Source organism: Burkholderia sp. Bp9142, assembly GCF_003853415.1.
Lineage (GTDB): Bacteria > Pseudomonadota > Gammaproteobacteria > Burkholderiales > Burkholderiaceae > Burkholderia.
In genome coordinates this window covers 1-25089 of the sequence record NZ_QTPP01000025.1, presented here as the reverse complement: position 1 = coordinate 25089, position 25089 = coordinate 1, and the positions used below count along the sequence as shown (strand labels likewise).

21 protein-coding genes are annotated in these 25089 nt (G+C 61.8%); 12 read left to right on the top strand and 9 right to left on the bottom strand.

Features of this window, described 5'->3' with window-relative positions:
- Positions 1–5 precede the first annotated feature (5 nt).
- A complete protein-coding gene (locus tag DIE22_RS24685) occupies positions 6–263 on the bottom strand; it encodes a hypothetical protein (protein ID WP_124499080.1) in 258 nt (85 codons plus the stop codon).
- 31 nt (positions 264–294) lie between these two features.
- Between DIE22_RS24685 and hutG the strand changes: the two genes are divergently transcribed.
- Positions 295–1098, top strand: a complete 804-nt coding sequence (hutG, locus tag DIE22_RS24680; RefSeq protein ID WP_124499079.1) for an N-formylglutamate deformylase — start codon at positions 295–297, stop codon at positions 1096–1098.
- A gap of 126 nt (positions 1099–1224) precedes the next feature.
- On the opposite strand, the gene DIE22_RS24675 is transcribed toward hutG, so the two are convergent.
- Genes DIE22_RS24675 through DIE22_RS24660 form a run of 4 tightly spaced genes read right to left on the bottom strand, consistent with a single transcriptional unit; the run spans position 1225 to position 4722 of the window.
- Entirely contained in the window at positions 1225–2154 is a 930-nt protein-coding gene (locus DIE22_RS24675) for an electron transfer flavoprotein subunit alpha/FixB family protein (protein ID WP_124606282.1), read from the bottom strand.
- Complete coding sequence (locus DIE22_RS24670) at positions 2155–2904, bottom strand: electron transfer flavoprotein subunit beta/FixA family protein (RefSeq protein WP_124499077.1); 750 nt, start codon at positions 2902–2904, stop codon at positions 2155–2157.
- A 2-nt stretch (positions 2905–2906) separates the two neighbouring features.
- Positions 2907–3527, bottom strand: coding sequence for a HutD family protein (locus DIE22_RS24665; RefSeq protein ID WP_260426754.1), 621 nt, complete (start codon positions 3525–3527; stop codon positions 2907–2909).
- 7 nt (positions 3528–3534) lie between these two features.
- Positions 3535–4722 (bottom strand): NAD(P)/FAD-dependent oxidoreductase, encoded by a 1188-nt coding sequence (locus DIE22_RS24660; RefSeq protein WP_124499076.1) that lies wholly within the window; start codon positions 4720–4722, stop codon positions 3535–3537.
- A gap of 461 nt (positions 4723–5183) precedes the next feature.
- Here DIE22_RS24660 and DIE22_RS24655 point away from each other — a divergent pair, with 461 nt between their 5' ends.
- Positions 5184–6857 (top strand): electron transfer flavoprotein-ubiquinone oxidoreductase, encoded by a 1674-nt coding sequence (locus DIE22_RS24655; protein WP_124499075.1) that lies wholly within the window; start codon positions 5184–5186, stop codon positions 6855–6857.
- 210 nt (positions 6858–7067) lie between these two features.
- On the opposite strand, the gene DIE22_RS24650 is transcribed toward DIE22_RS24655, so the two are convergent.
- Positions 7068–7817, bottom strand: a complete 750-nt coding sequence (locus tag DIE22_RS24650; protein ID WP_124606281.1) for an SDR family oxidoreductase — start codon at positions 7815–7817, stop codon at positions 7068–7070.
- A 169-nt stretch (positions 7818–7986) separates the two neighbouring features.
- Between DIE22_RS24650 and DIE22_RS24645 the strand changes: the two genes are divergently transcribed.
- The 6 genes from DIE22_RS24645 to DIE22_RS24620 all read left to right on the top strand — a co-directional run bounded on the left by DIE22_RS24645 (position 7987) and on the right by DIE22_RS24620 (position 15701).
- On the top strand, positions 7987–8652 hold the full coding sequence (locus tag DIE22_RS24645; protein WP_260426753.1) for a TetR/AcrR family transcriptional regulator: 666 nt from the start codon (positions 7987–7989) through the stop codon (positions 8650–8652).
- 217 nt (positions 8653–8869) lie between these two features.
- Positions 8870–11038 (top strand): fatty acid oxidation complex subunit alpha FadB, encoded by a 2169-nt coding sequence (gene fadB / locus DIE22_RS24640; RefSeq protein WP_124606280.1) that lies wholly within the window; start codon positions 8870–8872, stop codon positions 11036–11038.
- A gap of 1 nt (position 11039) precedes the next feature.
- Positions 11040–12287 carry an acyl-CoA dehydrogenase family protein gene (locus DIE22_RS24635; RefSeq protein WP_260426752.1) on the top strand — a complete coding sequence of 416 codons (1248 nt, stop codon included), beginning with the start codon at positions 11040–11042 and terminating at the stop codon, positions 12285–12287.
- Between the two features lie 221 nt (positions 12288–12508).
- Positions 12509–13495, top strand: a complete 987-nt coding sequence (locus tag DIE22_RS24630; RefSeq protein ID WP_124606278.1) for a nitronate monooxygenase family protein — start codon at positions 12509–12511, stop codon at positions 13493–13495.
- Positions 13489–14490, top strand: a complete 1002-nt coding sequence (locus DIE22_RS24625) for an NADPH:quinone oxidoreductase family protein (protein ID WP_185640677.1) — start codon at positions 13489–13491, stop codon at positions 14488–14490. Before DIE22_RS24630 ends, DIE22_RS24625 begins: the two co-directional genes overlap by 7 nt.
- Before the next feature lie 62 nt (positions 14491–14552).
- On the top strand, positions 14553–15701 hold the full coding sequence (locus tag DIE22_RS24620) for an acyl-CoA dehydrogenase family protein (RefSeq protein ID WP_124606276.1): 1149 nt from the start codon (positions 14553–14555) through the stop codon (positions 15699–15701).
- Positions 15702–16231: 530 nt separating this feature from the next.
- On the opposite strand, the gene DIE22_RS24615 is transcribed toward DIE22_RS24620, so the two are convergent.
- Positions 16232–17773, bottom strand: a complete 1542-nt coding sequence (locus DIE22_RS24615) for an acyl-CoA synthetase (RefSeq protein ID WP_124606275.1) — start codon at positions 17771–17773, stop codon at positions 16232–16234.
- A 761-nt stretch (positions 17774–18534) separates the two neighbouring features.
- Between DIE22_RS24615 and DIE22_RS24610 the strand changes: the two genes are divergently transcribed.
- The 4 genes from DIE22_RS24610 to DIE22_RS24595 all read left to right on the top strand — a co-directional run bounded on the left by DIE22_RS24610 (position 18535) and on the right by DIE22_RS24595 (position 23467).
- On the top strand, positions 18535–20211 hold the full coding sequence (locus DIE22_RS24610; protein WP_124606274.1) for a tannase/feruloyl esterase family alpha/beta hydrolase: 1677 nt from the start codon (positions 18535–18537) through the stop codon (positions 20209–20211).
- A gap of 232 nt (positions 20212–20443) precedes the next feature.
- Positions 20444–21622: a porin gene (locus DIE22_RS24605; RefSeq protein WP_260426751.1), complete on the top strand. Its 1179-nt coding sequence runs from the start codon at positions 20444–20446 to the stop codon at positions 21620–21622.
- A 167-nt stretch (positions 21623–21789) separates the two neighbouring features.
- The gene (locus DIE22_RS24600; protein WP_124606273.1) at positions 21790–22551 is read left to right on the top strand and encodes an SDR family NAD(P)-dependent oxidoreductase; all 762 of its coding nucleotides are present in this window, start codon (positions 21790–21792) and stop codon (positions 22549–22551) included.
- A gap of 133 nt (positions 22552–22684) precedes the next feature.
- The gene (locus DIE22_RS24595) at positions 22685–23467 is read left to right on the top strand and encodes an enoyl-CoA hydratase/isomerase family protein (RefSeq protein ID WP_124606272.1); all 783 of its coding nucleotides are present in this window, start codon (positions 22685–22687) and stop codon (positions 23465–23467) included.
- A 571-nt stretch (positions 23468–24038) separates the two neighbouring features.
- On the opposite strand, the gene DIE22_RS24590 is transcribed toward DIE22_RS24595, so the two are convergent.
- Together DIE22_RS24590 and DIE22_RS24585 are read right to left on the bottom strand one after the other, a co-directional pair.
- On the bottom strand, positions 24039–24464 hold the full coding sequence (locus tag DIE22_RS24590; protein ID WP_409410200.1) for an ATP-binding protein: 426 nt from the start codon (positions 24462–24464) through the stop codon (positions 24039–24041).
- Positions 24465–24720: 256 nt separating this feature from the next.
- Positions 24721–25089 (bottom strand): fibronectin type III-like domain-contianing protein (locus DIE22_RS24585; protein ID WP_185640676.1); only part of this gene is annotated, 369 nt, incomplete at its 5' end.

Here is a 25089-nt window from a genome sequence, read left to right as displayed (position 1 = left end):
GCTTCTCACTTCCATTCGGCGTTCGGGTAACGCCGATCTCCCGCCAGCCGATCGACGTGTCCAGCCGGAAGTCGATCGAGCGTGATGCGGGCGGCGCGACGGGATTCGAACGGATTCCGTCGCGTCGTTGCTTGGCCGCGTGCCGAAACGGCGCTGGCCATTGCGTTGCTGCGATGCATGCGGAACCGCGGCAGCGGTCGGGTCTTGCGTCCGGCGCATTCGACCGTCACGCGTGACCGCGCGCCCGGAAGCAGCCCATCCATCCCGGCCCCATTCCTCCATGGAGATTCCAACTTGACCGACGCCGTATTCCACTTTCATCAGGGGGAACTGCCGCTCCTGATCTCGATTCCGCATCTCGGGACCGACATCCCGCCGCAGGTCCGAAGTCAATTGACCGGCGTCGCGGAACACGTCGCCGACACCGACTGGCACCTGGACCGGCTCTATGCGTTCGCGAAGCACGCGGGGGCATCGATGCTGGCGGCGCGCGTGTCGCGCTACGTGATCGACCTGAACCGGCCGGCCAGCGGCGAAAACCTGTATCCGGGACAGACGACGACCGGGCTGTGCCCGACCGAGACGTTTCACGGCGAGCCGCTCTATGCGAGCGGTGCCGCGCCCGACGCGGCCGAAATCTCGCGGCGCCTGGAGGCGTACTGGCAGCCGTATCACGCGCGGCTGCGCGCCGAACTCGACCGCCTGAAGGCCGTGCACGGTGCGGTGCTGCTCTGGGAGGCCCACTCGATCGCGAGTGTGCTGCCGCGGCTGTTCGACGGCAAGCTGCCGGACCTCAACCTGGGCACGAACTCGGGCGCGAGCTGCGATGCGCGCATTCTCGACGCGGTGACCGGCACGCTCGATCGCCAGCCGTTCACCTGGGTGGCGAACGGGCGTTTCAAGGGCGGATACATCACGCGCGAATATGGCCGGCCGGCTGACGGCGTCCACGCGATCCAGCTCGAGATGTGCCAGTCGACCTACATGGACGAGACGCCGCCGTTCGACTATCGGGCGGATCGCGCCGACCAGGTCGGGCCGGTCGTGGCGCGCATGGTGCGTGCGGCAGTCGATGCGTTGCGTAACGTCGATCGTTAAGCGATGCAACTCGCGGCGCACTTGCCGCGGCTTGCCTGCAAGCCGAAAAAAAACCGCCATCACGGAGATCCGGTGATGGCGGCCAACGCGGGAGCCGGCCCGGCTACCCGCGTATCGAAGTGGCGCTCAGAGCCCGTTCGTCAGTTGCGGGACGATGTCGAAGAGGTCGCCGACGAGACCGTAGTCGGCGACGCCGAAGATCGGTGCATCCGCATCCTTGTTGATGGCCACGATGACCTTCGAATCCTTCATGCCGGCCAGATGCTGGATGGCACCCGAAATCCCGACCGCGACATACAGCTCCGGCGCGACGATCTTGCCGGTCTGGCCGACCTGCCAGTCGTTCGGCGCGTAGCCGGAATCGACCGCCGCGCGCGATGCGCCGACCGCCGCGCCGAGCTTTTCCGCGAGCGGGTCGAGCAGCGCGAAGTTCTCCGCACTGCCGAGGCCGCGGCCGCCGGCGACGACGACGCGCGCGGCCGTCAGTTCCGGCCGGTCGCTGCTCGCCACTTCGCGGCGCACGAAGCGCGACAACCCCGTATCCGCGACCGCGGGCGCGGTTTCGATCGGCGCGCTGCCGCCGTGCGCCGGTGCCGCATCGAACGCGGTGGTGCGGATGGTGGCGACCTTCACCGGGTCCGGCGACTGCACGGTGGCGATCGCGTTGCCCGCATAGATCGGGCGCTGGAACGTGTCCGCGGAATCGATCGCGATCACGTCGGAAATCTGCGCGGCGTCGAGCCTGGCCGCGACGCGCGGCGCGACGTTCTTGCCCGCGGCCGTGGCCGGGAACAGGATGTGCGTGTAGTCGCCCGCGAGTGCCAGCACCTGCGCGGCCACGTTTTCCGCGAGCGCGTCGGCGAAATGCGGCGCGTCGACGTGGATGACCTTGTCGACGCCCGCGACCTGGCTCGCCGCTTGCGCGACCGGCTGCGCGGCGTGGCCGGCGACGAGCACGTGAACGCCGTTCGACAGCGTGCGGGCCGCGGCAATGGTGTGGAGTGTCGCGCTCTTCAGTTGAGCATTGTCGTGTTCGGCAATAACCAGCGTCGTCATTCAGATCACCTTGGCTTCGGATTTCAGTTTCTCGATCAGCGTCGCAACGTCGGGGACCCGCACGCCGGGCTTGCGAACGGGCGGCTCGACGACCTTCAGCGTCTTCAGCCGCGGCGACGGGTCCACGCCGAGCGCGGCCGGCGTGACGGTGTCGAGCGGCTTCTTCTTCGCTTTCATGATGCTGGGGAGCGTGACGTAGCGCGGCTCGTTCAGCCGCAGGTCGGTCGTCACGATGGCGGGGAGTGTCAGCGAGATCACTTCGAGGCCGCCGTCGACCTCGCGCGTCACCGTCGCGACGCCGTCGCCGATCTCGATGTGGCTGGCAAAGGTCGCCTGCGGCCAGTCGAGCAGCGCGGCCAGCAATTGGCCGGTCTGCCCGGCGTCGTCGTCGATCGCCTGCTTGCCGAGGATGACGAGCTGCGGCTGCTCGTTGTCGATCACGGCCTTCAGCAGTTTCGCGACGGCCAGCGGCTGGAGTTCCGCGTCCGTCTCGACGAGCACGCCGCGATCGGCGCCGATCGCGAGCGCCGTGCGCAGCGTTTCCTGCGACTGCGCGACGCCGCACGACACGGCGACGACCTCGGTCGCGTGGCCGGCTTCCTTCAGCCGCGTCGCGGCCTCCACGGCGATTTCGTCGAACGGGTTCATCGACATCTTGACGTTGCCGATTTCCACGCCCGTGTGGTCGGACTTCACGCGCACCTTGACGTTGTAGTCCACCACGCGTTTCACGGCTGCAATAACTTTCATTGTCATATTCCTCTGAATATCAAATGTGCGTCGACGACAGGAATGGGCTCGATGGTCACGAGCACGGCGTACGGCTCGCGCGCGGCGTCGTCGGCGCTTGCGGCCTGCGGGGCAAGCCGCAGCGGTTGGGCATGGTGTTCCGATACGAGAACGTGCCCGGGCATCAAGTCACCCGCGCGGGCGTCGGGGCCTTCGGCGAACGTACACCCGCGGTCCATTGCGACGACGATTGCCGAACATCCCGGGCGCACGACGATCGGTGCGTCGACGAGCCGGACGCTTGCCCGGTACCGGTCCTTCCTGGTCATGACGTTGAGCGCCAGCGACGGGCCATCGATCAGGGCGGCGTGCCAGTCCGCGTCACCGTCGTATTTCTCGACGACCCATGGCCCCAGCCGCACGGCCAGGTCATTGCTGGTCAACGTAACGCCGTGACCGCTCAGGACCAGCGACACGCGATCGATGCCGGGGAACCGCGAGTAAGGCCCGTTGCGCTCGATGGATGCCAGACTGACACGCCAATCGGCGCCGCAGGTCGCGAGGGTCCGTGTGACGCCGCCGCCATTGCGCCACAGTTCGGTCGGAATGGATTCGACCGGATACACGTCGATCAGCGACACCATGGCGTCCTCAGGACACCGCGCCGAGACCATACTTGCCGCTCAGCAATTCGCCGGTGGCGAAGCGCTCGATCGAATACGGCTTCAGCGACACCTCGGTCTGCAGCCCGAGCGCTTCCTGCGCGAGCACGAGACCGACGGTCGGCGACAGCTTGAAGCCGTGCCCGGAGAAGCCGTAGCCGACCACCAGGCCTTCGATGCCCGGCAGCTTGCCGAGCACGGGGTTCCAGTCCGGGGTGACGTCGTAGACGCCGGTCCACGACGACGCGATGCCGGCGGTTTCGTAGGCCGGGAAGCGTTCGGCGACCTGCGCGCCGACATCGACGATGTAGTCCATCGGGATGTCGCCCTGCTCGACGTCCGCGGCGTTGAGTTTTTCGCCGACCACGCCTTCGCTGACGAGCATCTGGTTGCCGCCGTAGCTGCGGCAGTACAGCATGCCGGGCGACGCGAGATCCTTGAAGACGGGCATCGAGAACGTGTACTTGGCCGCATCGCACTCGAGCGCGAGCACGGCGTGCCGCTCGGGCATGATCGGCAGCGTCTTGCCGGTCCAGCCGGCGAGTTCCGGCGTCCAGATGTTCTGCGTGCTGATGACCATCGACGTCTTGAATTCGCCGATATCGGTCGACACGCCGACGACCTTGCCGTTCTCGATCAGCACCTTGTCGACGTTGACGTTTTCCTTCACGGTGACGCCGCCGCGCCGTGCGGCACGCGCGAAGCTCGTCGCGACGAGATAGGCGTCGGCGAAGCCGGCTTCCGGCTCGTAGCCGATCAGCGCGCAGTCGTCGAAGCGGGCGATCGGGAGCAGTTCGGCGGCCTGTTGCCGGTTGAGGAATTCCAGCGGAATGCCTTGTTCCTTTTGCTGGTCGAGCGAAGCGCGCAGCGGTTCGAGCTTGTCGCCTTCCGGCGCGACGATCATGTAGCCGCATTTGACGAGGCCGCACGATGCTTCGTCGTCGCCGAGATAGTCGGGGAACGTATTGAAGACGTGCCACGACTTGCGGGCCAGCTCGACGTTCTCCTTGACGGAGTAGTGCGTGCGCAGGATGCCCGAGGACTGCGAGGTCGTGCCCGCGCCGATCGTGCCCCGGTCCAGGACGAGCACGTTCCTGGCGCCGAGCTTCGACAGGTGGAACGCCACGGAGCTGCCGATCACGCCAGCACCGATTACGACGACGTCATACGAGTTCATGATTCCGTTTCCTTCTGGTCAGGGTATGAACGAGTCTGACGCGGAAAAAACCGGAGCCCGGCAATATAAGCGGGGGCGATTTTTAGCAAAAGGCGCAGCGTGGCGCGCGAGCGCGGCCGGCGTGCATGCCAGCGAAAAATCTACGTGCGATTGTGTCGAGCATAAGGGGATCTTATGTCGGCCGGTGTGCCGGTGAGCCGTTGAGCGAGGCATACGCTCCATGCAAGTGAATCGAATCGATTCGAGGGCGGCGCTTCCGACAACTGCCTCCGCTCGCCAATCCAAGCGGCGGTTGTTTGGAGCATAACGTCCGGTTATATCGCGCGACGTCGCTTGCTCGATGGGTAGGATTGGCTCGACGTGTCGTGCGAATCATGGCGGGGACGCCACGCGCGAGCGGGCCGCGGCCAGGGGCGCAGTTGGCCGGCGACTATCCATTTGAAAATTTGCGATCTCCACACATGAACACACAGAATCTCGTCGAGCAATTCGGCCCCCGCGAATCCATGGAGTACGACGTGGTCATCGTCGGCGGCGGGCCGGCAGGACTGTCGGCCGCGATACGGATCAAGCAGCTGGCGCTCGAGAGCGGCGGGGACGTCAGTGTTTGCGTGCTCGAAAAAGGCTCCGAGATCGGCGCGCATACGCTTTCCGGCGCGGTCATGGATCCGCGCGCGCTTCAGGAGCTGATGCCGGACTGGCGCGAGAAGGGCGCGCCGCTTGACGTCGAGGTGACCGAAGACCGGTTCCTGTTCCTGTCGCAACGCGGGGCGAAGCGGGTTCCGAACTGGCTCCTGCCCGACAATTTCAAGAATCACGGCAACTACGTCGTCAGCCTCGGTAACGTGACGCGTTGGCTCGGTCAGCAGGCCGAGGCACTGGGCGTCGAGATTTTCGCGGGCTTTCCGGCGGCCGAGATCCTGTACGGCGAGCGCGGCGAAGTGAAAGGCGTCGCGACCGGCAACATGGGTGTCGGCAAGAACGGCGAGCCGACCGAGAATTTCCAGCTCGGAATGGAACTGCACGCGAAATACACGCTGTTCGCGGAAGGCGCGCGGGGCCACCTCGGCCGTCAGTTGATGGATCGTTTCAAGCTTCGCGACGGTGCCGATCCGCAGGTGCATGGTCTTGGCATCAAGGAGCTGTGGGAAATCGACCCGGCCATGCATCAACCGGGGCTCGTCATTCATACGGCCGGCTGGCCGCTTGATAGCGACACGTACGGCGGGTCCTTCCTTTATCACCTCGACAACCATCAGGTGGTGGTCGGTTTCGTCGTCGGCCTCGGCTACTCGAACCCCTACTTGTCGCCGTTCGAGGAGTTCCAGCGGTACAAGACGCATCCCGAGATTCGCAAATTTCTCGAAGGCGGAAAGCGGGTGTCGTACGGCGCCCGCGCGATTACCGCAGGCGGGCTGACGTCGTTGCCGAAGCTCACGTTCGCGGGCGGTGCACTGATCGGCTGCGATGCGGGTTTTCTCAACGCGTCGCGAATCAAGGGCAGCCACGCGGCCATCGCGAGCGGAAAGATGGCCGCGGAAGCGGCCCATGAAGCGCTGCGCGCGGGACGACAGCGCGACGAACTGATCGCGTATCCGCAGGCGTTCGAGCGTTCATGGTTGAAGGACGAACTGCATCGCGCGCGCAATTTCAAGCAATGGATGAGCAAGGGGCTCTACGTCGGCACGTTCATGGTAGGCCTCGAACAGAAGGTGCTCGGCGGCCGCGTTCCATGGACACTTCATCACCGGCATGCTGACCACGAGACGCTCCGGCCCGCATCGGCCTGCAGGGAAATCGTCTATCCGAAACCGGACGGGAAGCTGACGTTCGACCGGCTGTCCTCCGTGTACTTGTCGAATACGAATCACGAGGAAAACCAGCCCGCGCACTTGACGCTGAAGGATGCGAGCGTTCCGGTGCGGGTGAACCTTGCGCAGTATGCCGGCCCGGAAGCGCGGTTTTGCCCGGCCGGCGTCTACGAGTTCGGGACGAAGGCCGATGGTAGCGAAGGGCTGACCATCAACGCGCAGAACTGCGTTCACTGCAAGACCTGCGATATCAAGGATCCGACGCAGAATATCGTATGGGTCACCCCGGAGGGTGGGGGCGGCCCCAATTATCCGAACATGTAAGCGCGTCGATTCGATTTGCACTGCCAACCATGAGCCAAACACAACGCATCTCGGATGGTTCGGAACCGGCGTCGTCACGAAGGCGGTTCCGTCTGTATCGCAGTCGTCCCGCAAATTGTCGTCGACGTGGTGTCGCGCTTCGGTTCGAAGCGCGACACCACGTCATTGCACGATGACGGTGATGTCGCCCCTTCTGTATCACGACATGGATCAGACCTGGTTCCAGCCTCCATCGACACAGAGTTCGCTGCCTGTCATGTAGGACGAATCATCCGAGGCGAGAAACAGGACAACTTTTGCGATTTCATCGACGGTGCCGCTTCGATGCATCGGAATTTGGGTGTGCGCCTGGGTCTTCGTCTGCTCGATCATCTCTTCGCTCACCCCTGATTTGCGCGCTTGGTCCGTATCGATGTAACCAGGCGCCATGGCGTTCACCCGTATGCCCTTATGGGTGAGTTCCGCGGCGAGCGATCGCGCCAGCGAGCGAATGGCCGCTTTCCCGGCCGAATAGACGCTGACATAGGGAAGGCCTTTTGTCGTCAGGGTCGTGGTGTTGAGAACGATCGAACCGCCTGAGGTCATGAGCGGCAGGAGTTTCTGCACCGTAAAGTACGTCCCCTTGAACGTATTCGAAATCGTGAAATCGAATTCTTCCTCCGACATGTATTCAAACATGTTGGGGCGCGCCGCGCCGGCGTTCGCATAAATGATGTCGACGCGACCATGCAGTTTTGCGACATGGTCATGAAGCGCGTCGATGTCCGACATCTTCGAGATATCGCTGCGGATCGCGTCAGCGCCGTTTCCTATGCTTTGCACCGCGGCATCGAGGGTTGCCCGATCCCGGCCAGTAATGACGACCTTGGCGCCTTCGCGGGCGAACAGCCGGGCCGTCGCAAGGCCCATCCCCGAATTGCCGCCGGTGATGACAGCGACCTTACCGTCCAATTTACCCATACTTCTTCTCCAATTTCATGAGCACGCCCGATGTGGGCGATGAGTTGGGCCGATCGCCAGTCGGGCAATCGGCAGGAATGGATCCGAGTCAGTTAGAATGCAACCGGAACGGCGATCCGTTTACGGACTATACGGAACACTGTTCCATTTATCAAGGGGGGAAGATGAATTGAATGACGAGACCAGCAAATCCACCATCGGACAGGTGCCGCGCGCGATGCGGGCCGACGCTCAACGGAACATGGAGACGCTTCTCCGTGCCGCGCTCGATGTTTTCGACTCGTCCGGGGTCGATGCGCCGGTGCGCGAGATCGCGCAAAAGGCGGGGGTGGGAATCGGCACGATTTATCGTCACTTTCCGAAACGTTCGGACCTTGTCGTCGCTGCGTTGTGCAGCGAAGTGGATGCGTGTGCGAACGCAGGGGGCGATCTGGCCGCTCGGCTAGGCGCTGGCGAGGCACTCGTGGGATGGATAGAGCACTACGTTGAATTCGTGACGACGCGGCGCGGACTGGCGGCCGCCCTCAATTCGGGTGACCCGGCCTTCAAGGCTTTGCCGCTGTATTTCCTGGAACGACTCCGTCCTGTCGTTCAGAGCCTCCTCGATGCAGCGACGAGTGCAGGCGAAATTCGCAAAGGAATCCAGCCAGACGAGCTCTTGTGTGCTGTTGGCGCGCTTTGTGCGCCCCTTGAATGTCCCGAGCCGCCTGATGCCCGCAGGTTGGTCTCTCTGTTTGTCGATGGAATGCGTTACGGCGCGAATCCACGGACTTCCGAGCCGGCACCGAAGGTGGTACGCGAGAGGACGGGAGCGAGCCGGGGCGAAAAGCGATGATCGTCAGGCCGCGACGGTGAAAGCGGTCGGGACACGTGAACCCGCTTCGGTGATCGGCGTCATCGCCTCGATCATGCGCCTGCACAGCTGATCCGCCGATTCCGAATGCTAGAGGGGAGATTCCGGCAACTCGGGATTCGTCGCTTCCGACGATGGGCGCTACACGCGGTGGCTTCTAGACTTCACTGCATTCTGGCCGGTGCCAGTAGGAGTCATCGTGTTTCAAGGGCAAAGCTTGCGTGTCTCGCCACTGGGCGACAACGGCATTTTCGAATTGTGCTTCGATCGTCAGGGCGAATCCATCAACAAATTCGACCGAAGAACCATCGACGAATTGCGGCAGGCCAACCAGTACCTGTTGGATCAGGCGGGCTTGCGCGGCGTCCTGGTGACCAGTGCGAAGGACGTTTTCATCGTCGGTGCGGATATCACCGAGTTCGGGGTCAAGTTTGCCCAGCCAGCGGCCGCGATTGCTGCTGACGTGGCGGGAAGCAACGAAGCATTCATCCAGTTCGAAGACCTGCCGGTTCCTTCCGTGGTGGCAATCAATGGCTTCGCATTGGGCGGAGGCCTCGAATTTGCGCTGACCGGTGCAATGCGAGTCATGTCGAGTGAGGCTCGGATCGGTGTGCCAGAGGTGAAGCTAGGCCTGTTCCCGGGATTCGGGGGCACGGTCCGGCTGGTGCGCATTGCAGGAGCGACGGTGGCGTGCGACTGGGTCGCCGGAGGCAAACCTGCCAAGCCGGCTGGGGCCGTTGCAGCCGGCGTTGTGGACGATATTGCGGCACCGGACGAACTGCGGTCTCGTGCGATCCATTTGCTTGAACGTGCGATCGCCAACGAAGTCGATTGGCAGGCGCTACAGGATCGAAAGCGCCAGCCATTGTCAATGGAGGCAGGGCAAGCCGCAGCGGCTTTTGAGCAAGCTCGCGCCATTGCAGGCGAGCGTGGCTCGCCGCACCAACCTGCTGCGCTGGCGGCAATCGACATGATGGCTGAGGGGGCGACCCTTGACCGTGCCGGCGCCCTGGCTTTGGAAGCGCGGGTGTTTGGTGAAATCGCGCGTACTCAAGCCGCGGCGTCGATGGTTCAGACCTTTCTGAGCGAACAGGCTGTCAAGAAGATCGCGCGCAACCACGCAAAAGGGGCGGACAACGTGTCTCGCGCGTTGGTGCTGGGTGCGGGAATCATGGGCGGCGGGATAGCGATTGCCAATGCCCTGCGGAAGATTCCAGTCCGTATGTACGATCTGCAGCAGCGAGCGCTTGACCAAGGCATGGCCGAGGCTCGGAAGCAAGTTGCTCGTCAGGTCAAGACCGGGCGCCTGAGCGAATCCGCAAGCGTCGAGATTCTGTCGGCTGTCCAGCCGCAACTGGATCTTGCGGGAAGCGGCGAGGCGGATGCCGTGGTCGAGGCGATCGTCGAGAACCTGGACATCAAGCGCAAGGTCCTGGCGGACCTGGAGCCTTCACTCAAGGATGGGGCGATCCTGGTGTCCAACACGTCAAGTCTTCGCATCGACGACATTGCGGCGCCGCTCAAGCGTCCTGAACGGTTTGTCGGTATGCACTTCTTCAATCCGGTACCGATGATGTCGCTCGTGGAAGTCGTGCGCGGCACGCGTACTTCCGATCAGGCCGTGGCGACCGCGGTGGCCTACGCAATTGCGTTGGGCAAGACGGCCATTGTCGTCCGCGATTGCCCCGGGTTTCTCGTCAACCGGGTGCTGACCGCCTACATGCGCGGCTTTCTGAGGCTGGTTGCGGACGGTGCGGACTTCGAGCAGGTCGACAAGGTGATGGAGTCCTTCGGCTGGCCGATGGGGCCGGCCTATCTGGAAGATGTGGTCGGCATGGACACGGGTAGCCATGTCAACAATGTCATTTCAACTGGGTATGCGGACCGGATGCCCGAGTTCGCTGACGACGCGCTGCGAGTGATGGTGCGTAATGGTCGGTTTGGTCAAAAGAACGGCTTGGGTTTTTACGACTACGAGGCGAGTGCGACCGGCGGCAAGCCGCGACGGACATCTTCAACGGATGCACACGCGCTGCTTGCGCAACTGCAATCCGAGGGGCGCCGGGATTTTACTCGCGAACAGATCATCGACCGCATGATGCTCCCGATGGTGCTCGAGGCAGCGCGAACGTTGCACGAGGGCGTGGTCGGAACCGCGGCGGAAGTGGACCTGGCGATGCAGCTTGGTCTCGGCTTCCCTGCCTATGCCGGCGGCCCCCTCAAATATGCCGACTGGCTGGGCCTTGCCGAAGTGGTGCGCCGTTGTGACGAGCTGAGTGCATTGGGGCCGGCCTACGAGCCAGGCCAGCAACTGCGCGAGATGGCATCGGCGAACGAGTGCTTCTATCCGAACTCAATGAGGGCTTGACGTGCACTTCCAGCTTCCCGAAGACGTTCAGCAAATGCAGCAGACGCTGCGCCGGTTCGTGGACGAGCGAATACTCCCTCTCGACAACGCGTATCAGCGCATCGCCGATTCCGGCCGCTTTCCGACGGAGATCGTCGAGCCGCTCAAGCAGCAGGCGCGCGACGCGGGTCTCTGGAATCTGTTTCTTCCGGGGCTGCTCGACGACGAGCCCGGTACTCGTTTGACCAACATGCAGTACGCGCCGCTGGCCGAGATCATGGGCCGTGTTCCCTGGGCATCCGAGGTGTTCAACTGTAACGCCCCGGACACCGGCAACATCGAGTTGCTGCACCTCTTCGCGAATCCGGCGCAGCGGGATCGTTGGCTGGTTCCGCTTCTCGAGGGAACCATCCGCTCCTGCTTCGCCATGACTGAACCGGATGTGGCTTCGTCGGACGCGACCAATATCCAGACATCCATCAGGCGCGAGGGAGACGAGTACGTCATCAACGGGCGAAAATGGTTCACCACGGGCGCGATGCATCCCAATTGCAAGTTGGCAATTGTGATGGGCGTGACCGACTTCGATCCAGACGCGGCCAAGCATCGCCGGCATTCGATGGTGCTTGTTCCGATGGATACCCCGGGTTTGCGCATCGTCCGAAACGTGCCGATCATGAGCCACCATCTGCCCGAGGGGCACTGCGAAATCGCGTTCGAGAACGTGCGCGTGCCGGTGTCCAACTTGCTCGGCGAAGAGAACAGTGGCTTCGCATTGGCGCAAGCCCGCTTGGGACCGGGGCGAGTCCACCATTGCATGCGAACGATTGGCCAGTGTGAAGTCGCGCTGGACTTGATGTGCGAGCGAGCTCTCTCGCGCCGCGCGTTCGGCAAGACCTTGTCGGACTTCGCCAACATTCAGGACTGGATTGCATATTCGCGCGTCGAAATCGACCAGGCTCGCCTGTTCGTTCTGCAGGCGGCCTGGAAGATGGATACCCATGGCAACAAGTCCGCCCACCTCGATGTTTCGGCCATCAAGCTCGTGGCGGCACAGCTTCAGACGCGCGTCGTCGATCGAGCGATTCAGGTATTTGGCGCGATGGGTATCACGCCCGACACGCCGCTGGCGTACCTCTGGTCCTGGGGACGGGCCATGCGCTTCTTTGATGGCCCCGACGAGGTTCACCTGCGTGCCATCGCCCGCGCCGAATTGGCGAAGGCCAAAGAACAGCTCGGGTCAACGGCGCTGTACTACCGTCACCATTGAAGACTCGCCGTATCTCATGTCCATGCCATTCCTCGCATCGGTCCGACGGTGACGCGGTCAGGGACCAGGGTTTCTCGGGACTCGCCGGTACTGGCCGTACGCGATGTGGTCGCCGGGGTGGCCAGCACCGCGCTCAGGTACGCGGCATGGCCGCGGATTCCGAGGATGGCGTGGATGCCTTCCTCATCAAACGTAACTCCAGCTTTCAAGGAAGTTGAACGATGAAGACTCGTATCACTGAGATGTTCGACATCCGCTACCCGATCATTCAGGGCGGCATGCAATGGGTTGGCACCGCCGAAATGGCTTCCGCGGTGTCGAATGCAGGCGGACTGGGCATCCTCACGGCGCTCACTCAGCCGACACCGGACGCCTTGGGTGCCGAGATCGACCGCTGCAGGACGATGACCGACCGCCCGTTCGGCGTCAACCTGACCATTCTGCCTACGGTCAAGCCACCTCCGTATGACGCGTACCTCGACGTGGTGATTGCGAAGGGCATTCCGGTGGTCGAGACCGCGGGCAGCAGCCCCAAGGAATTCACGGCGCGGTTGAAGGCCGCTGGCGTTCGGGTGATCCACAAGTGCACGAGTATTCGCCACGCACTCTCGGCTGAACGCAATGGAGTCGACGTCGTCAGCATCGACGGCTTCGAGTGCGCCGGTCACCCGGGAGAAGATGATGTCGGGGGTTTGGTGCTGATTCCGCTTGCGGCACAGGCGCTGAGCATCCCGGTGATTGCCTCCGGCGGCATCGCCGATGGCCGGGGGCTGGCTGCAGCACTGGCCTTGGGGGCGGAGGGTGTCAACATGGGAACGCGCTTCTGCGCGACCGTCGAAGCACCGATCCACGAGGACATCAAATGTGCACTGGTTGGTGCCAGTGAGCGAGAAACGAACCTGATCTTCCGTACCTTGCACAATACCGGTCGGGTTCTGCGCAACCACGTGTCCGACGAAGTCGTCTCGATCGAACGTCGTCCGGGCGGTTGCGAGTTCAAGGACATCCAGCCCCTGGTCTCTGGTCAGCGCGGTCGCGCGGCACTACAAAGTGGCGAGGTGAATGCAGGCTTGGTATGGGCGGGGCAGACTGTCGGCCTGGTCAAGGATATTCCGACCTGTGGTGAACTGCTGGAGCGGATGGTGGCTGATTGCCGGGCCGCACTCGCAAGTGCATGCGGCCGGGCAAGGGGAGCTGCATCATGCTAGCGCTGCGCGTACATGGATTCGACGGTCTTCATCAATGGGTGCTCGAGCAGGCACCCGAAGTTTCGCCCGGTGTTGGCGAAGTCCAGGTCAGCGTTCTGGCAAACGCAATCTCGTATGTGGATTTGCTCTTTGCGCGAGGAGGCTACCAGGTAAAGCCGCCGCTGCCGCTCGTGCCAGGCACCGAGTTCACCGGTGTCGTTACAGCCCTTGGTCCCGGCGTCGAGGGTGGGGTGCAAGTGGGGCAGCACGTCGTGGGAATGACGGTCGGTGGAGCGTGGGCCGAGCGCACCAATGTCCCAGCGAGTGCCGTGGAGCTTTTGCCACCGCATGTGGACATGCACGCGGCATCGGCGCTGCCCGTGACGTATGCGACGGCACTGTATGCGTTGAAGCATCGCGGAGCCCTTCAGGTCGGGGAGACCGTTCTGGTATTGGGCGCGGCAGGCGGTGTCGGCCTTGCTTGCATGCAAGTCGCGAAGGCACTCGGTGCAACTGTCGTTGCCGGCGTGACCGGTGACGAGAAGATGAAAGTCGCCCTGCAAGAAGGGGCAGATTACGTCGTCGACGTTGGCCTTGCTGAATGGCGTGCCGCCGTGCAAGCAGTCGTGCCCGAAGGAGTCGACGTCGTGGTCGACATGATTGGCGATTCGTTCACGGAGACGGCATTCCGCACCCTTCGATGGGGCGGCCGTCACTTGGTCATCGGTTTTGCCGGCGGCAATATTCCGGCGATCCGCTCCAATTTGCCGCTGCTCAAGGGTGCCTCGCTCGTTGGCGTGGACATTCGCCAGTTCCGGGAGCGCGAGCCTGACCGCGCACGAGCGAATCTGGCCGAAGCGGTTGCGATGCTGGCGGCCGGTCAGCTTCGACCGCGCGTGGCGCAGGTCTATCCCGCCCTCGATTGGGCAAAGGCGATCCGGCAAGCACAGGATGTTTCGACAGTGGGCCGAGTCGTTCTGGACTGGGGACCGCATTCGCCGAAGGCTCCAGGCTGACTGCGTCGAGGACCATGGCGAATTGGCGGGGCAGCTGGCGTTCTACTAGGAAAATCACATCTATGACGATCCAATTCAACCGCTCGTGGAGTGATCCCGATCTCGAGCAGTATCGCGACACCGTCGTACGGTTCATCGAAGAGGAAATGCTTCCGCACGACGAGGCTGCTCGCCATCGCGGACACGTCGGGCATGACTTGTGGCGGAAAGCTGGCGCACTTGGGATCCTGTGTGCCGATCTTCCGGAGGAATGGGGCGGTGCGGGGGGCGACTTCCGTCACGAAGCCGTATTTCATGAAGAGATGGCTCGACGCGCGCTCTCGGGCATGAATGCCTCCGTGCACGCCATCGTGGCTCACTATCTCCTGAATCACGGCACGGAGGCGCAGAAACGTCGCTACCTGCCACGCCTGATATCGGGTGAACTGGTCGGCGCGATTGCGATGACTGAACCGGGCGCCGGATCGGATCTGAAGGGTATGCGTACCCGGGCGCAGCGCACGCAGGACGGATGGCGTATCAATGGCGCCAAGACGTTCATTTCGAACGGTTTTCTGGCCGGCCTTGTCTTGGTCGTGGCCAAGACGGAGTCGGGTGAGGGCGCTCGCGGCATGTCGATCTTTCTGTTGGAGACAGCCGATTGTGCCGGCTTCCGGGTCGGCCGGTTGCTGGACAAGATCGGTATGAAGGCGCAGGACACCGCCGAGCTGTTTTTCGACGACGTGCTCGTTGGTGAGGACAGCATTCTCGGCGGACCGCCAGGCCAGGGGTTTTACCAACTGATGGCGGATCTTCCGTACGAACGGTTGCTGATCGGCGTGATGGCCCTGGCGGCAATGGAGGGGGCGTATGAGGAAACGCTGGCCTATGTGCGTGATCGGCAGGCATTCGGACAGGCAATTTCCGCGTTCCAGAATACGCGATTCAAGCTCGCGGAGATCGCCACGGAAATACAGGTCGGACGGGCATTCATCGATCGCTGCGTGCAGGACTTGCTGGTCGGTCGTCTGGATACCGTGACAGCATCGATGGCGAAACTGTGGGGTTCGGAGGCTCAGGGCAGAGTGGTTGATGCGTGCTTGCAGTTGTTCGGCGGTTACGGCTACATGAACGAATACATGATCGCCAGGATGTACACCGACGCCCGGGTTCAGCGCATCTACGGCGGCACGAGCGAAATCATGAAGGAAGTGATCGCACGCGCAATGTGAGGGCGCATGTTGCGCTTGGCATGGAGCATGAGTTGCAATCGGGGCCCTGCGAACCAGTCAAGTTCGTAGGGCTTTTTGTATGTTCGACTCGAGCGGGCGATGACGGTTTGGATGTGCAGGATCCTCCGTCAGCGCGTCAGCCCGTCGAGTCTCGCGAACGTCGCCGGCCCGCAAATGACCATGAAGGAGCTGAGAGGCCGCTCGCCACGCACGCGCTTCATCAAATACTCATGGTGGGGTGTTCGAGCGAAGGCGGGAATACCCGCCACACCCGATCGGGGTGGCGGAAGAAGTACATCCTCAAGCGTTCGCCGGGACTGGCGAGTTCGACGTACACACATCGTCGACTGCCGCGCCCGGCCAAACGAATCACTCTCGTTTGCATGGCTGAGGGCTGTCCCAGCCAATACTCAACAAGCACATGCAGGGATTTCGCTCCTGTACTCATACGATCAGCAGTCTCGTCCTTGGAACTCGTCCCCCTACCACTCGGAAAAATACGGGAAGAGGATTCAGGCGCGTCTGGCGCATCAGGAGCTTTCGCGAGCGAGATACTGCTTTCGCAATTCGCCCTTCTGCAGTTTTCCGGTAGGAGTTCGCGGCAATTCGTCGACGAAGTCGACGCTCTTCGGCGCCTTGTATGAGGCAATCCGTGACTTCGCGAAGTCTATGATCTCCTTCTCGAGCTCCGTTGTGGCCGCATAGCCTTCTGCGAGGGTGACGACGGCCTTTACTCGTTCCCCCATCTCCGGATCGGGAAGGCCGATCACTGCCACATCCAGGATGGCGGGGTGGAGGGCGAGCGCGTTTTCGACTTCCTGCGGATAGATATTGACGCCGCCAGAAATGATCATGAAGCCCTTTCTGTCGGTGAGGTAAAGGAACCCATCGTCGTCGACATGGCCGATGTCGCCAACCATCGTCCACGTCGAGTGAATCGGGTGTTGGGTTGCACGCGTTTTTTCGGGATCCTTGTGATACGAGAATGGCGTCGTTTCACGCTCGAAATAGACGAGCCCATCCGATCCGGCAGGCAGTTCATCGCCACTCTCGTCACAGATGTGGATTTTGCCGAGTATTGAACGTCCCACCGACCCCGGTTTTTTCAGCCATTCCGACGGGCTGATGGTCGTAATCCCGTTCAGCTCCGTGCTGGAATAGAACTCGTAGAGTACCGGCCCCCACCAATCCATCATCTTGCGCTTTACGTCAACAGGGCAGGGTGCCGCGGCGTGTATTGCGACTTTCATGCTGCTGACGTCATACGTACGTTTGATGTCGTCCGGGAGTTTCAACATCCGAACGAACATTGTCGGTACCCATTGGCTGACGTTCACGCGATATTTCTCGATGGCCTCGAGTGCTGCTTCGGCATCGAATTTGTCCATCACGACGACGGTGCCGCCCATGGCCTGAATGGCGGCACAAGTCCGCAGTGGTGCGGCGTGATAGAGCGGAGCCGGGGAGAGATACACCGTGTCGCTGCCGCACCCGAAATGTCCGCCGAACATGGCCACCATGCTGTCGCCCGCGTCCGACACTTGACGGTCGGGCAACGGAAGTCGCACCCCCTTGGGACGTCCGGTCGTTCCCGACGAATAGAGCATGTCTGCCCCCCGGGGTTCGTACTCGGGGCGTTCCGAGGAGGCTGTTTCCAACACGGAACTCAGCGAAACCGAACCGGGCAAGGCCACGTCAAAATGCACGACGTGCGAAAGAGACGGGAGGTCGGCCCATGCACGTGCGAGATCCTGTCCCACGTTTCCGACGAAGAGACATTTCGCGCCCGAGTTCTGGAGGATGTACTCGATCTCCTCACGCTTGAGATGGAAATTTATCGCCGCGACGTAGAGCCCCGAGCGCTGGGCAGCCCAGTAGACGTCGAATATGCGGTGGTCGTTCTCCGCGAGAATGGCGACGACGTCACCTCGGTTCATTCCCTGCGCACGAAGCCAGTTCGCGATCCTGAGAGACCGGCCTTCGAGCTCGGAAAAGGTGACATGCAGCCCTGAGGCAGCCATGATCACGGCAGGCTTCGAGGGGTGGGTTTGGGCGTGCGTTCCGGGATACATTGCTTTTATGGAAGTAGAGTTTCTATGGAGCCGAGATCCACCTTGGATGGCATCACGGATCAACAAGAAGGCGGCGTCGAGGGCGAATTCCGGATCACGAACGATTTTTCCGCGTTTGCGAAGTCGCGAAAGACGTCCGGAGACATGGGGGGGGTCTCGCCGCAGAAGATGCGCCGCAACCGCACTGCGCGGGGTGCGAAGAGTCCACCGTTATCGACTCTATGAGCATGTTGACCTGGCACATCGTCTCTCTCCATCTTGCATCGTTCTACAAACGAGGGCCCATACGACGACGCTATTGACAGACTGACTGCAGCGTCCCATCGGGCTCGAATCCTACTTTCAAGTATATACAATACTTCGACGTAAGAACAATGTCGATTGTGTGTTTGTGTGTCACCGGCAGAAGGCGTTACCAAGCAGGCTATCGACATATACCGTGGCTTATCGGTTGATTCATGGCATATCGGTGATGTCCTCATGTGCGACCACCAATTTCTCGTACCCATCCGTAGCCAAGCGTTATGCAAGGCGGGCCGCGGTTCCTTGTAATGTTGTTGATATGAACTGGATCGACATGGAACCGGTCCTGCGTCACGTCCTGCCCCCCTGGGATTGGGGTATCTGCTGAGTCGTCAGTTATGCGCACTGCGATCTCGTCTATTTCGACGATGGTCTCACCTGCGCGAGTGCGCGCCTAATCCGTGTGCCGGCCATGAGGTGCATCGCTGGTCGGCACACTCAGACAAGGTGGAGACAACATGACCGACGAATATCAGACAACCTCGAGCTTCTACAGAGGGTTGGCCGCGACTGGCGTCGTGAGCGCGGTGGTGGCTTTGGGCCTCACGGCCTGTGGAGGGGAGGTTGACAACGCTGCAGCGCCAACGCCGACGGCTCCGACCACGATGCAAGTGCAGAATGCCGCGAGTGCATGTTCTGCGCTTGCTGGCGCCGGCGTCCCGGCCAGCGCCATTGCACTGCCGACGCAAGGCGCGACGATCACATCGGCATCACTCGTTGCAGCAGACAGCACGACGGGCCTTCCGGACTACTGCCAAGTACTTGGCAAGGTGCTGGCCGCCAATTCCGCGGATCCCGCGATCAACTTCGAAGTCAACCTTCCGACGACCTGGAATTTCAAGGCCCTGCAACTGGGCGGAGCGGGCTTCAACGGTCTCCTGGTAACGGGTCTCGGCGGTCTGATTGGCGGCATACAGAACTGGCCGTCGGACGAAAAGCAGCCGCTCGCCATGCACTACGTGACGTTCGGTAGCGATGGCGGGACGACGCTGGACGGAACGTTCGGCCTCAATGCTCAGGCGCTGGCGAATTATGGCGGTGAGAGCGTCAAGCGCACTCATGACACGGCGCTTTATATTCTCAAGGCTTTCTACAAGACCGTGCCACACCGGATGTACCACATCGGTGGCTCCAAGGGCGGCCACGAAAGCCTGGTTGCCGCGCAGCGGTACGGTAGCGATTATGACGGGATCGTTGCCTACTATCCCGCGAACCAGAATCAGGCGATGGTGATGTCGTGGTTCCGCATGTGGAATGCAGCCTATTCCACCCCCGGAGGTGCGCTCGATCCGGCCAAGCAGGCACTAGTGAAGGCCAAGGTGATGGAGGCGTGTGACGCACTGGACGGCGTGGCAGACGGCATCGTGAGCAACACGGCGGCGTGCCAGGCAAAATTCTCGATCAACAACTTGCGGTGCGCTGGCGGGGGCGACTCCGGAGATACCTGCCTTTCGGACGCCCAGATCAACACGCTGATGACGGCGGCGACGCCGATGGAGTTCGCATTCCCGCTGGCCAACGGGGTCACGAGTATTGGCCCGTATCCGGTGTTCCAGGGTGGTGATATGGCGGGGACGTTGTTCGACCCTATCGGGACCGACGGTACACGGACCGCGTACTACAGTCTCGACGAACCCGTCATCAAGTACTTTGACGAGCAAGATCCGAACGGCACAACGACTGGATTTGACTATCGGGCTTGGCAGCCGCGCGTCACGCAGTTGTCCAATCTGCTGGACGCCACGGATCCGAATCTCGATACGTATCAGAAGAGGGGCGGAAAGCTGATTTTGGTGCAAGGCACCGCCGACATGCTGGTGACGCCCAATCAAACGACGGCCTACTACAAGCAGGTCGCCGCCCGATACGGTGATTCGACGAGCAGCTTTGTCCGGTATTACGTCGCACCGGGATTTGGTCACGCGGGCGGGACGTTCGCCTTGCAATGGGATCCCCTGACAGCATTGGACGGCTGGGTGGAATCCGGACAGGCGCCCATCAACCCTGTCGTGACGGACGGCAATCCTGCCACCAAAGGACGCACTCGTCCGTTGTGCGAGTACCCGCAATTCCCGAAGTACAAGGGAACCGGCGATGCAAATAGTGCGTCCAGCTTTGTGTGCGCTGACAGCTAAAGGCCACGACTCGGCTTCTCCAGGAGAAGTCGAGTCTACGCGGCCGGGTCGGGTATCAAGGTCGTGTGGTTGGGGCAAGATGCCGGACCGCCGCATCGGAGGAACCTGCCCTATCAAGCCTCGCCCGCTTTACCGGAGATCGAGTAGAGGCATTGGAGCAAGCCAGTTTGCTTAACGGTAAACGACCATCCGGAAACAAAAATATTCTTGAGTTTGGTTAGGAGATCTATATATGTATAAGCCGTTCTATCGAAACCTTCTTTGCATGGCCATCTTCAGTGCATTCTCGGTTGCAAGCCACGCGCAAAGTGCCGTTACGTTGTATGGCGTCATCGACGAAGGCGTCGTGTTTCAGAGCAATAGCGGGGCCGGCAAGCGGGTCTCGCTCGACTCGCTGGGTGGCATCTTCGGCAGCCGGTGGGGGATGACGGGCAGCGAGGACCTGGGCGGGGGCCTGAAAGCGATCTTCACGCTCGAATCCGGCATCAACTTGAACAACGGTGCATTCGGTCAAGGTGGAACCGCATTTGGCCGTCAGGCATTCGTGGGCCTCAGCAGTGATCGCCTTGGGAGCCTTACCCTCGGGCGGCAATATGACATGATCTTCTATTTCCCGGAGCCCCTGACCGCTGAAGGGCTGCTCGGCGGCCCGGCCTCGTCGCATCCGGGGGACCTCGATAACGCCGCCAATACTATTCGCGTGAACAACGCGATTCGCTACATGAGCCCGACATTCAACGGGTTGAAATTCGGTGGCGAATATAGCGTCGGCGGTGTTGCCGGCAACTTGACGGCCAACAGCGGTTACTCGGTCGGCGCATCTTACGAATACGGCCCGTTCAAGGTTGCGGGAGCGTACGAGTATTTCAAGAATCCGACCTCGGCGACGGCGGGATCCGGCTTCTTCACCGACAACGCGAGCGGTGCCTCGCCGCTGGCATTTTCACTGAACTCCGGATACAAGAGCGCGCAGTCCTTCCAGAATGCGATCGTGGCGGCCAACTACAAGATCGGGGCACTGACGCTGGCGGCGTCATACTCGAATATTCAGTATGGTCACCTCAACGGGGAATTGTTGGGCGGAACGGCACGCTTCAACAATTTCGACGTCGGTGCGCAGTACCAGTTTTCGCCATTTTTCTTCGCCGGCGTCATGTACAACTATTTGAACGGCCGGGGTGTCCGTACTGCCAGCGGTGCAACGATTGGCGGCCAGCACTACAACCAGGTCGGGCTGATGGCTGACTACTTCCTTTCCAAACGTACGGATGTCTACTGGACCGTGGGCTGGCAACGTGCGTCCGGCATCTCTTCGACTGGTGCTTCCGCCGTCGCGGATATCGGCAACTACGGCGATTCGTCGAACAATCATCAAATTCTGATTCGCGCGGCATTGCGTCATCGCTTCTAAATCGGATCGGGGTTGCATGCGAACACGTCAACGAGACGATGCTGCGTGCAACTCCCCGTGATAGTTGTGCTCACGAGCAGATGTCGTGCCTGGGCGTATCTTTAAATAATGACGTTTCCCGAAACGCCTGAGAGACGAGTCGTATTTTCATCGGAACGGAGATTGGCATGCATATCGAGGGATTGGCTGCGATTGTGACTGGTGGTGCATCCGGACTGGGCGGTGCGGCAGCACGACTGCTGGCGGAGAAGGGGGCCAAGGTCACCATTTTCGATCTCAACGAGGAGTTGGGCCGCGCCTGCGCGGAGCAAGTTGGCGGCAATTTCGTCAAGGTCGATGTGTGCGACGAGAATGCGGTCGATATAGCGCTCGCGGAGGCGGAGGGGCTCCACGGGAAGGCGCGCTTGCTTGTGAACTGCGCCGGCATCGGCCCGCCGGGAAAGGTCATCAATCGCGATGGATCGCCGCTCGCGCTGAACGACTTCGCACGGATCGTCAACATCAACCTGATGGGGACGTTCAACGTCTTGTCAAAGTTTGCCGCGCGGTTGCACACGGAAGCACCGATCGGTGAGGAGCGCGGCGTCATTATCAATACTGCGAGCGTGGCGGCCTTCGATGGGCAAATTGGTCAGCCCGCTTATGCCGCTTCGAAGGCGGGTATTGTCGGCATGACGCTTCCCATTGCGCGCGAGTTTGCTCGGTATGGAATTCGGGTAATGACGATCGCTCCGGGCATTTTTCTTACTCCGTTGTTGGCGAGCCTGCCGCAGGACGCTCGGGATTCGCTTGGCAAGCAGGTCCCGTTTCCGAGCCGTCTCGGGCAACCGGACGAATTCGCCAAGCTCGTGCAGTCGATCGTTGAAAACTCGATGCTCAACGGAGAGGTGATTCGCCTCGACGGCGCAATCCGGATGGCGCCGCGGTGATGTATTCCGGGGTGTGCGGCGTCTTTAACGTGTGTGCTACAAGCAGTCGCTCTTAATGCAGGCTTGTGATCGCCATTCGGTAGACGATCGAAAACGTTGTTGGAACGTCCGATCGTGAAATATAGGAACGTGTATGAATGGAGAAAGTTTGCTGGTCGACGTTGAGGATGGCATTGCCACCCTTGCACTCAATCGACCGGAATCTGGGAATGCAATCGATTTGCCTCTCGCACAGGCGCTCATGAGGGCGGCAATCCGGTGCGGTCAGGATCCGTCCATTCGCTGTGTCGTCCTCACGGGCATGGGGCGGCTTTTCTGCACGGGCGGCGACCTGGGCTCGTTCGGGGCGGCCGGCAATGATCTGCCCGGCTTTCTGAGCGAACTGGCAGGTACGCTTCATCTTGCGCTTTCGCGTTTCGTGCGAATGCCCAAACCGCTTCTCGTCCTTGTCAACGGGCCCGCCGCCGGGGCTGGCTTCAGCCTGGCAATCGCTGGAGACATTGTCATAGCCGGGCGCTCCGCGCATTTCACGCCTGCATATGGCGCGGTTGGACTCAGCCCGGATGGCGGGATGTCCTGGCAACTTCCCAGGCTGGTGGGATTCAGGCGCGCCCAGGAAATGCTGCTGTTGAACCAGCGTGTCCGGGCCGATGATGCACAGGCCATGGGGCTGATCAATCGTGTCGTCGATGATGACGATCTCGTGAGTGAGGGGCGAGCGATCGCGCGTACACTCGTGGAATCCGCGACGAAGGCCATTGCCGCCAGTCGTGAACTGCTGCTCGAATCCTTTCACGGGGAGTTCGAGGCGCACCTCGAGCGGGAAGCGCGCTCGATCGCCGCGCTCGGTGCCGGAGACGAGGCTGGCGAAGGCATCCGAGCTTTCATCGAACGGCGAAAACCTCAGTTTCATTGAAGTGTCTGAATTGGCTGGCGTGCCATCCCGGCGCCTGCCGAGCCGCAACCGGAATTATGCGAGTCCGCCGGAGGGAATCCCGGAAACTTCAGGGCACCCACGTAGCGCGGTGCCTCGATCATCGGCCTGCGGCGCAGCCGGATGGAGATGCGTGTGCCGGTTCCGTTCTCATGGGTTGGCGCGAGAATTCCTGCGCATATTTAACGTGCGAGTCGAGCGCGTCGTCTGGAGGACGGCGCATCGTGACCGACGGAATTGAGGCGTTTTTTCCCACCCGGCGCGCGCGGATACCGACAACTGGACATCCGATACTGATCACCAATACCCGTGGCCTCTTCAGGACGTCGGCATGGCTGGACCACCGCTTCGGAGGTGCTGCCACGAGGATTGGGCGCGGTATGAGACGCCGCGGCATCAGCGCGTTCAGGCGCTGATCAGGTGCACGACGCCGTAGTGCACCATTCCAACGCCAAGCTGCTACCTGGTTGGCGGCATCACGAGTCCCGGCAGGATGTGCCTCGATCGAGGGCCGGCACGCGCTCGCAGGCACCAAGCGCGTGCCGGCGTGTGTTTACGGCTTTGCGGCATGCCAGACGTTCATGTAACCATCGCCCGTGACCTGGCCGGGCGCTTTATCCTGCGACCAGAGATAAAGCGGCTTGCCGCGGTAGGCCCACTGCCTCGTGCCTTCGTCGCGGACAACGAGGGTGTAGTCCCCCACAGCGTTGTCGGTGCCGTCGGCGGTCAGCGGTGGCCACTTGATCGCGCAATTGCCGCTGCATGCACTCTTGCCGGCGACCGTATCGCGATCGAAGGTATACAGCGTCATGCCACGCGCGTCGGTCAGGACGCCATCAACCGTTTTGACCGATGTCGGGACTGACGACATGCCAATGTTGTGGCTTGCGCAACCCGAGAAAATCAGCGCGACTGTTGTTGCGGCTGCGACAAACGACTGCCGCGCGATCGAGTGGGGAAAGGACTTGAGCTGGTTCACTTGTTTTCCTTGGGAGTGGGGCGCATCGATTGCGCCGAATCATGCAGTAGACGCGCGGCAGCGCGCTTTATTCCGACCGTTCTGAATTTTTTTTTGGTCCGCCGGTATACGCGGGGAAGTCAAACACGCACGGATTGAAAGCGATGCGACCGACGCCGTTTGCCATGCCCGAAGCGGGGCAAACCTGATTCCAGTCATTCCATCGGAGCGCGGGAAGCGGGAAGGTGCCCTTCGCCCCGAATCCCGCGCCCGTTACTCAACTACCCTGCAGCCGGATATCGCGCGACGACGCGCCGACATACACCGTCCCGCCCGGCACGACCTTCCAGCCGTTGCTCGACGTATCCCACACGCTCTGCATCCGCGCCGACACGATCACGCGTACGTGCCGTGCCTCGCCCGGGTTCAGGCGGATCTTCTCCCAGCCGACCAGCCGCTTCGGCGGCTCGTCCTTGTACGGCACGCCGAGATAGACTTGCGGCGTTTCCGCGCCGGCGACGCGGCCGTCATTGCGCACGGTGAACGCGACGCTCAGCGAGCCGTCCCGTTGCCGCGACACCGACAGCCCCGAATACGCGAAGTGCGTGTACGACAGCCCGTAGCCGAATTCGAACATCGGCTGGAT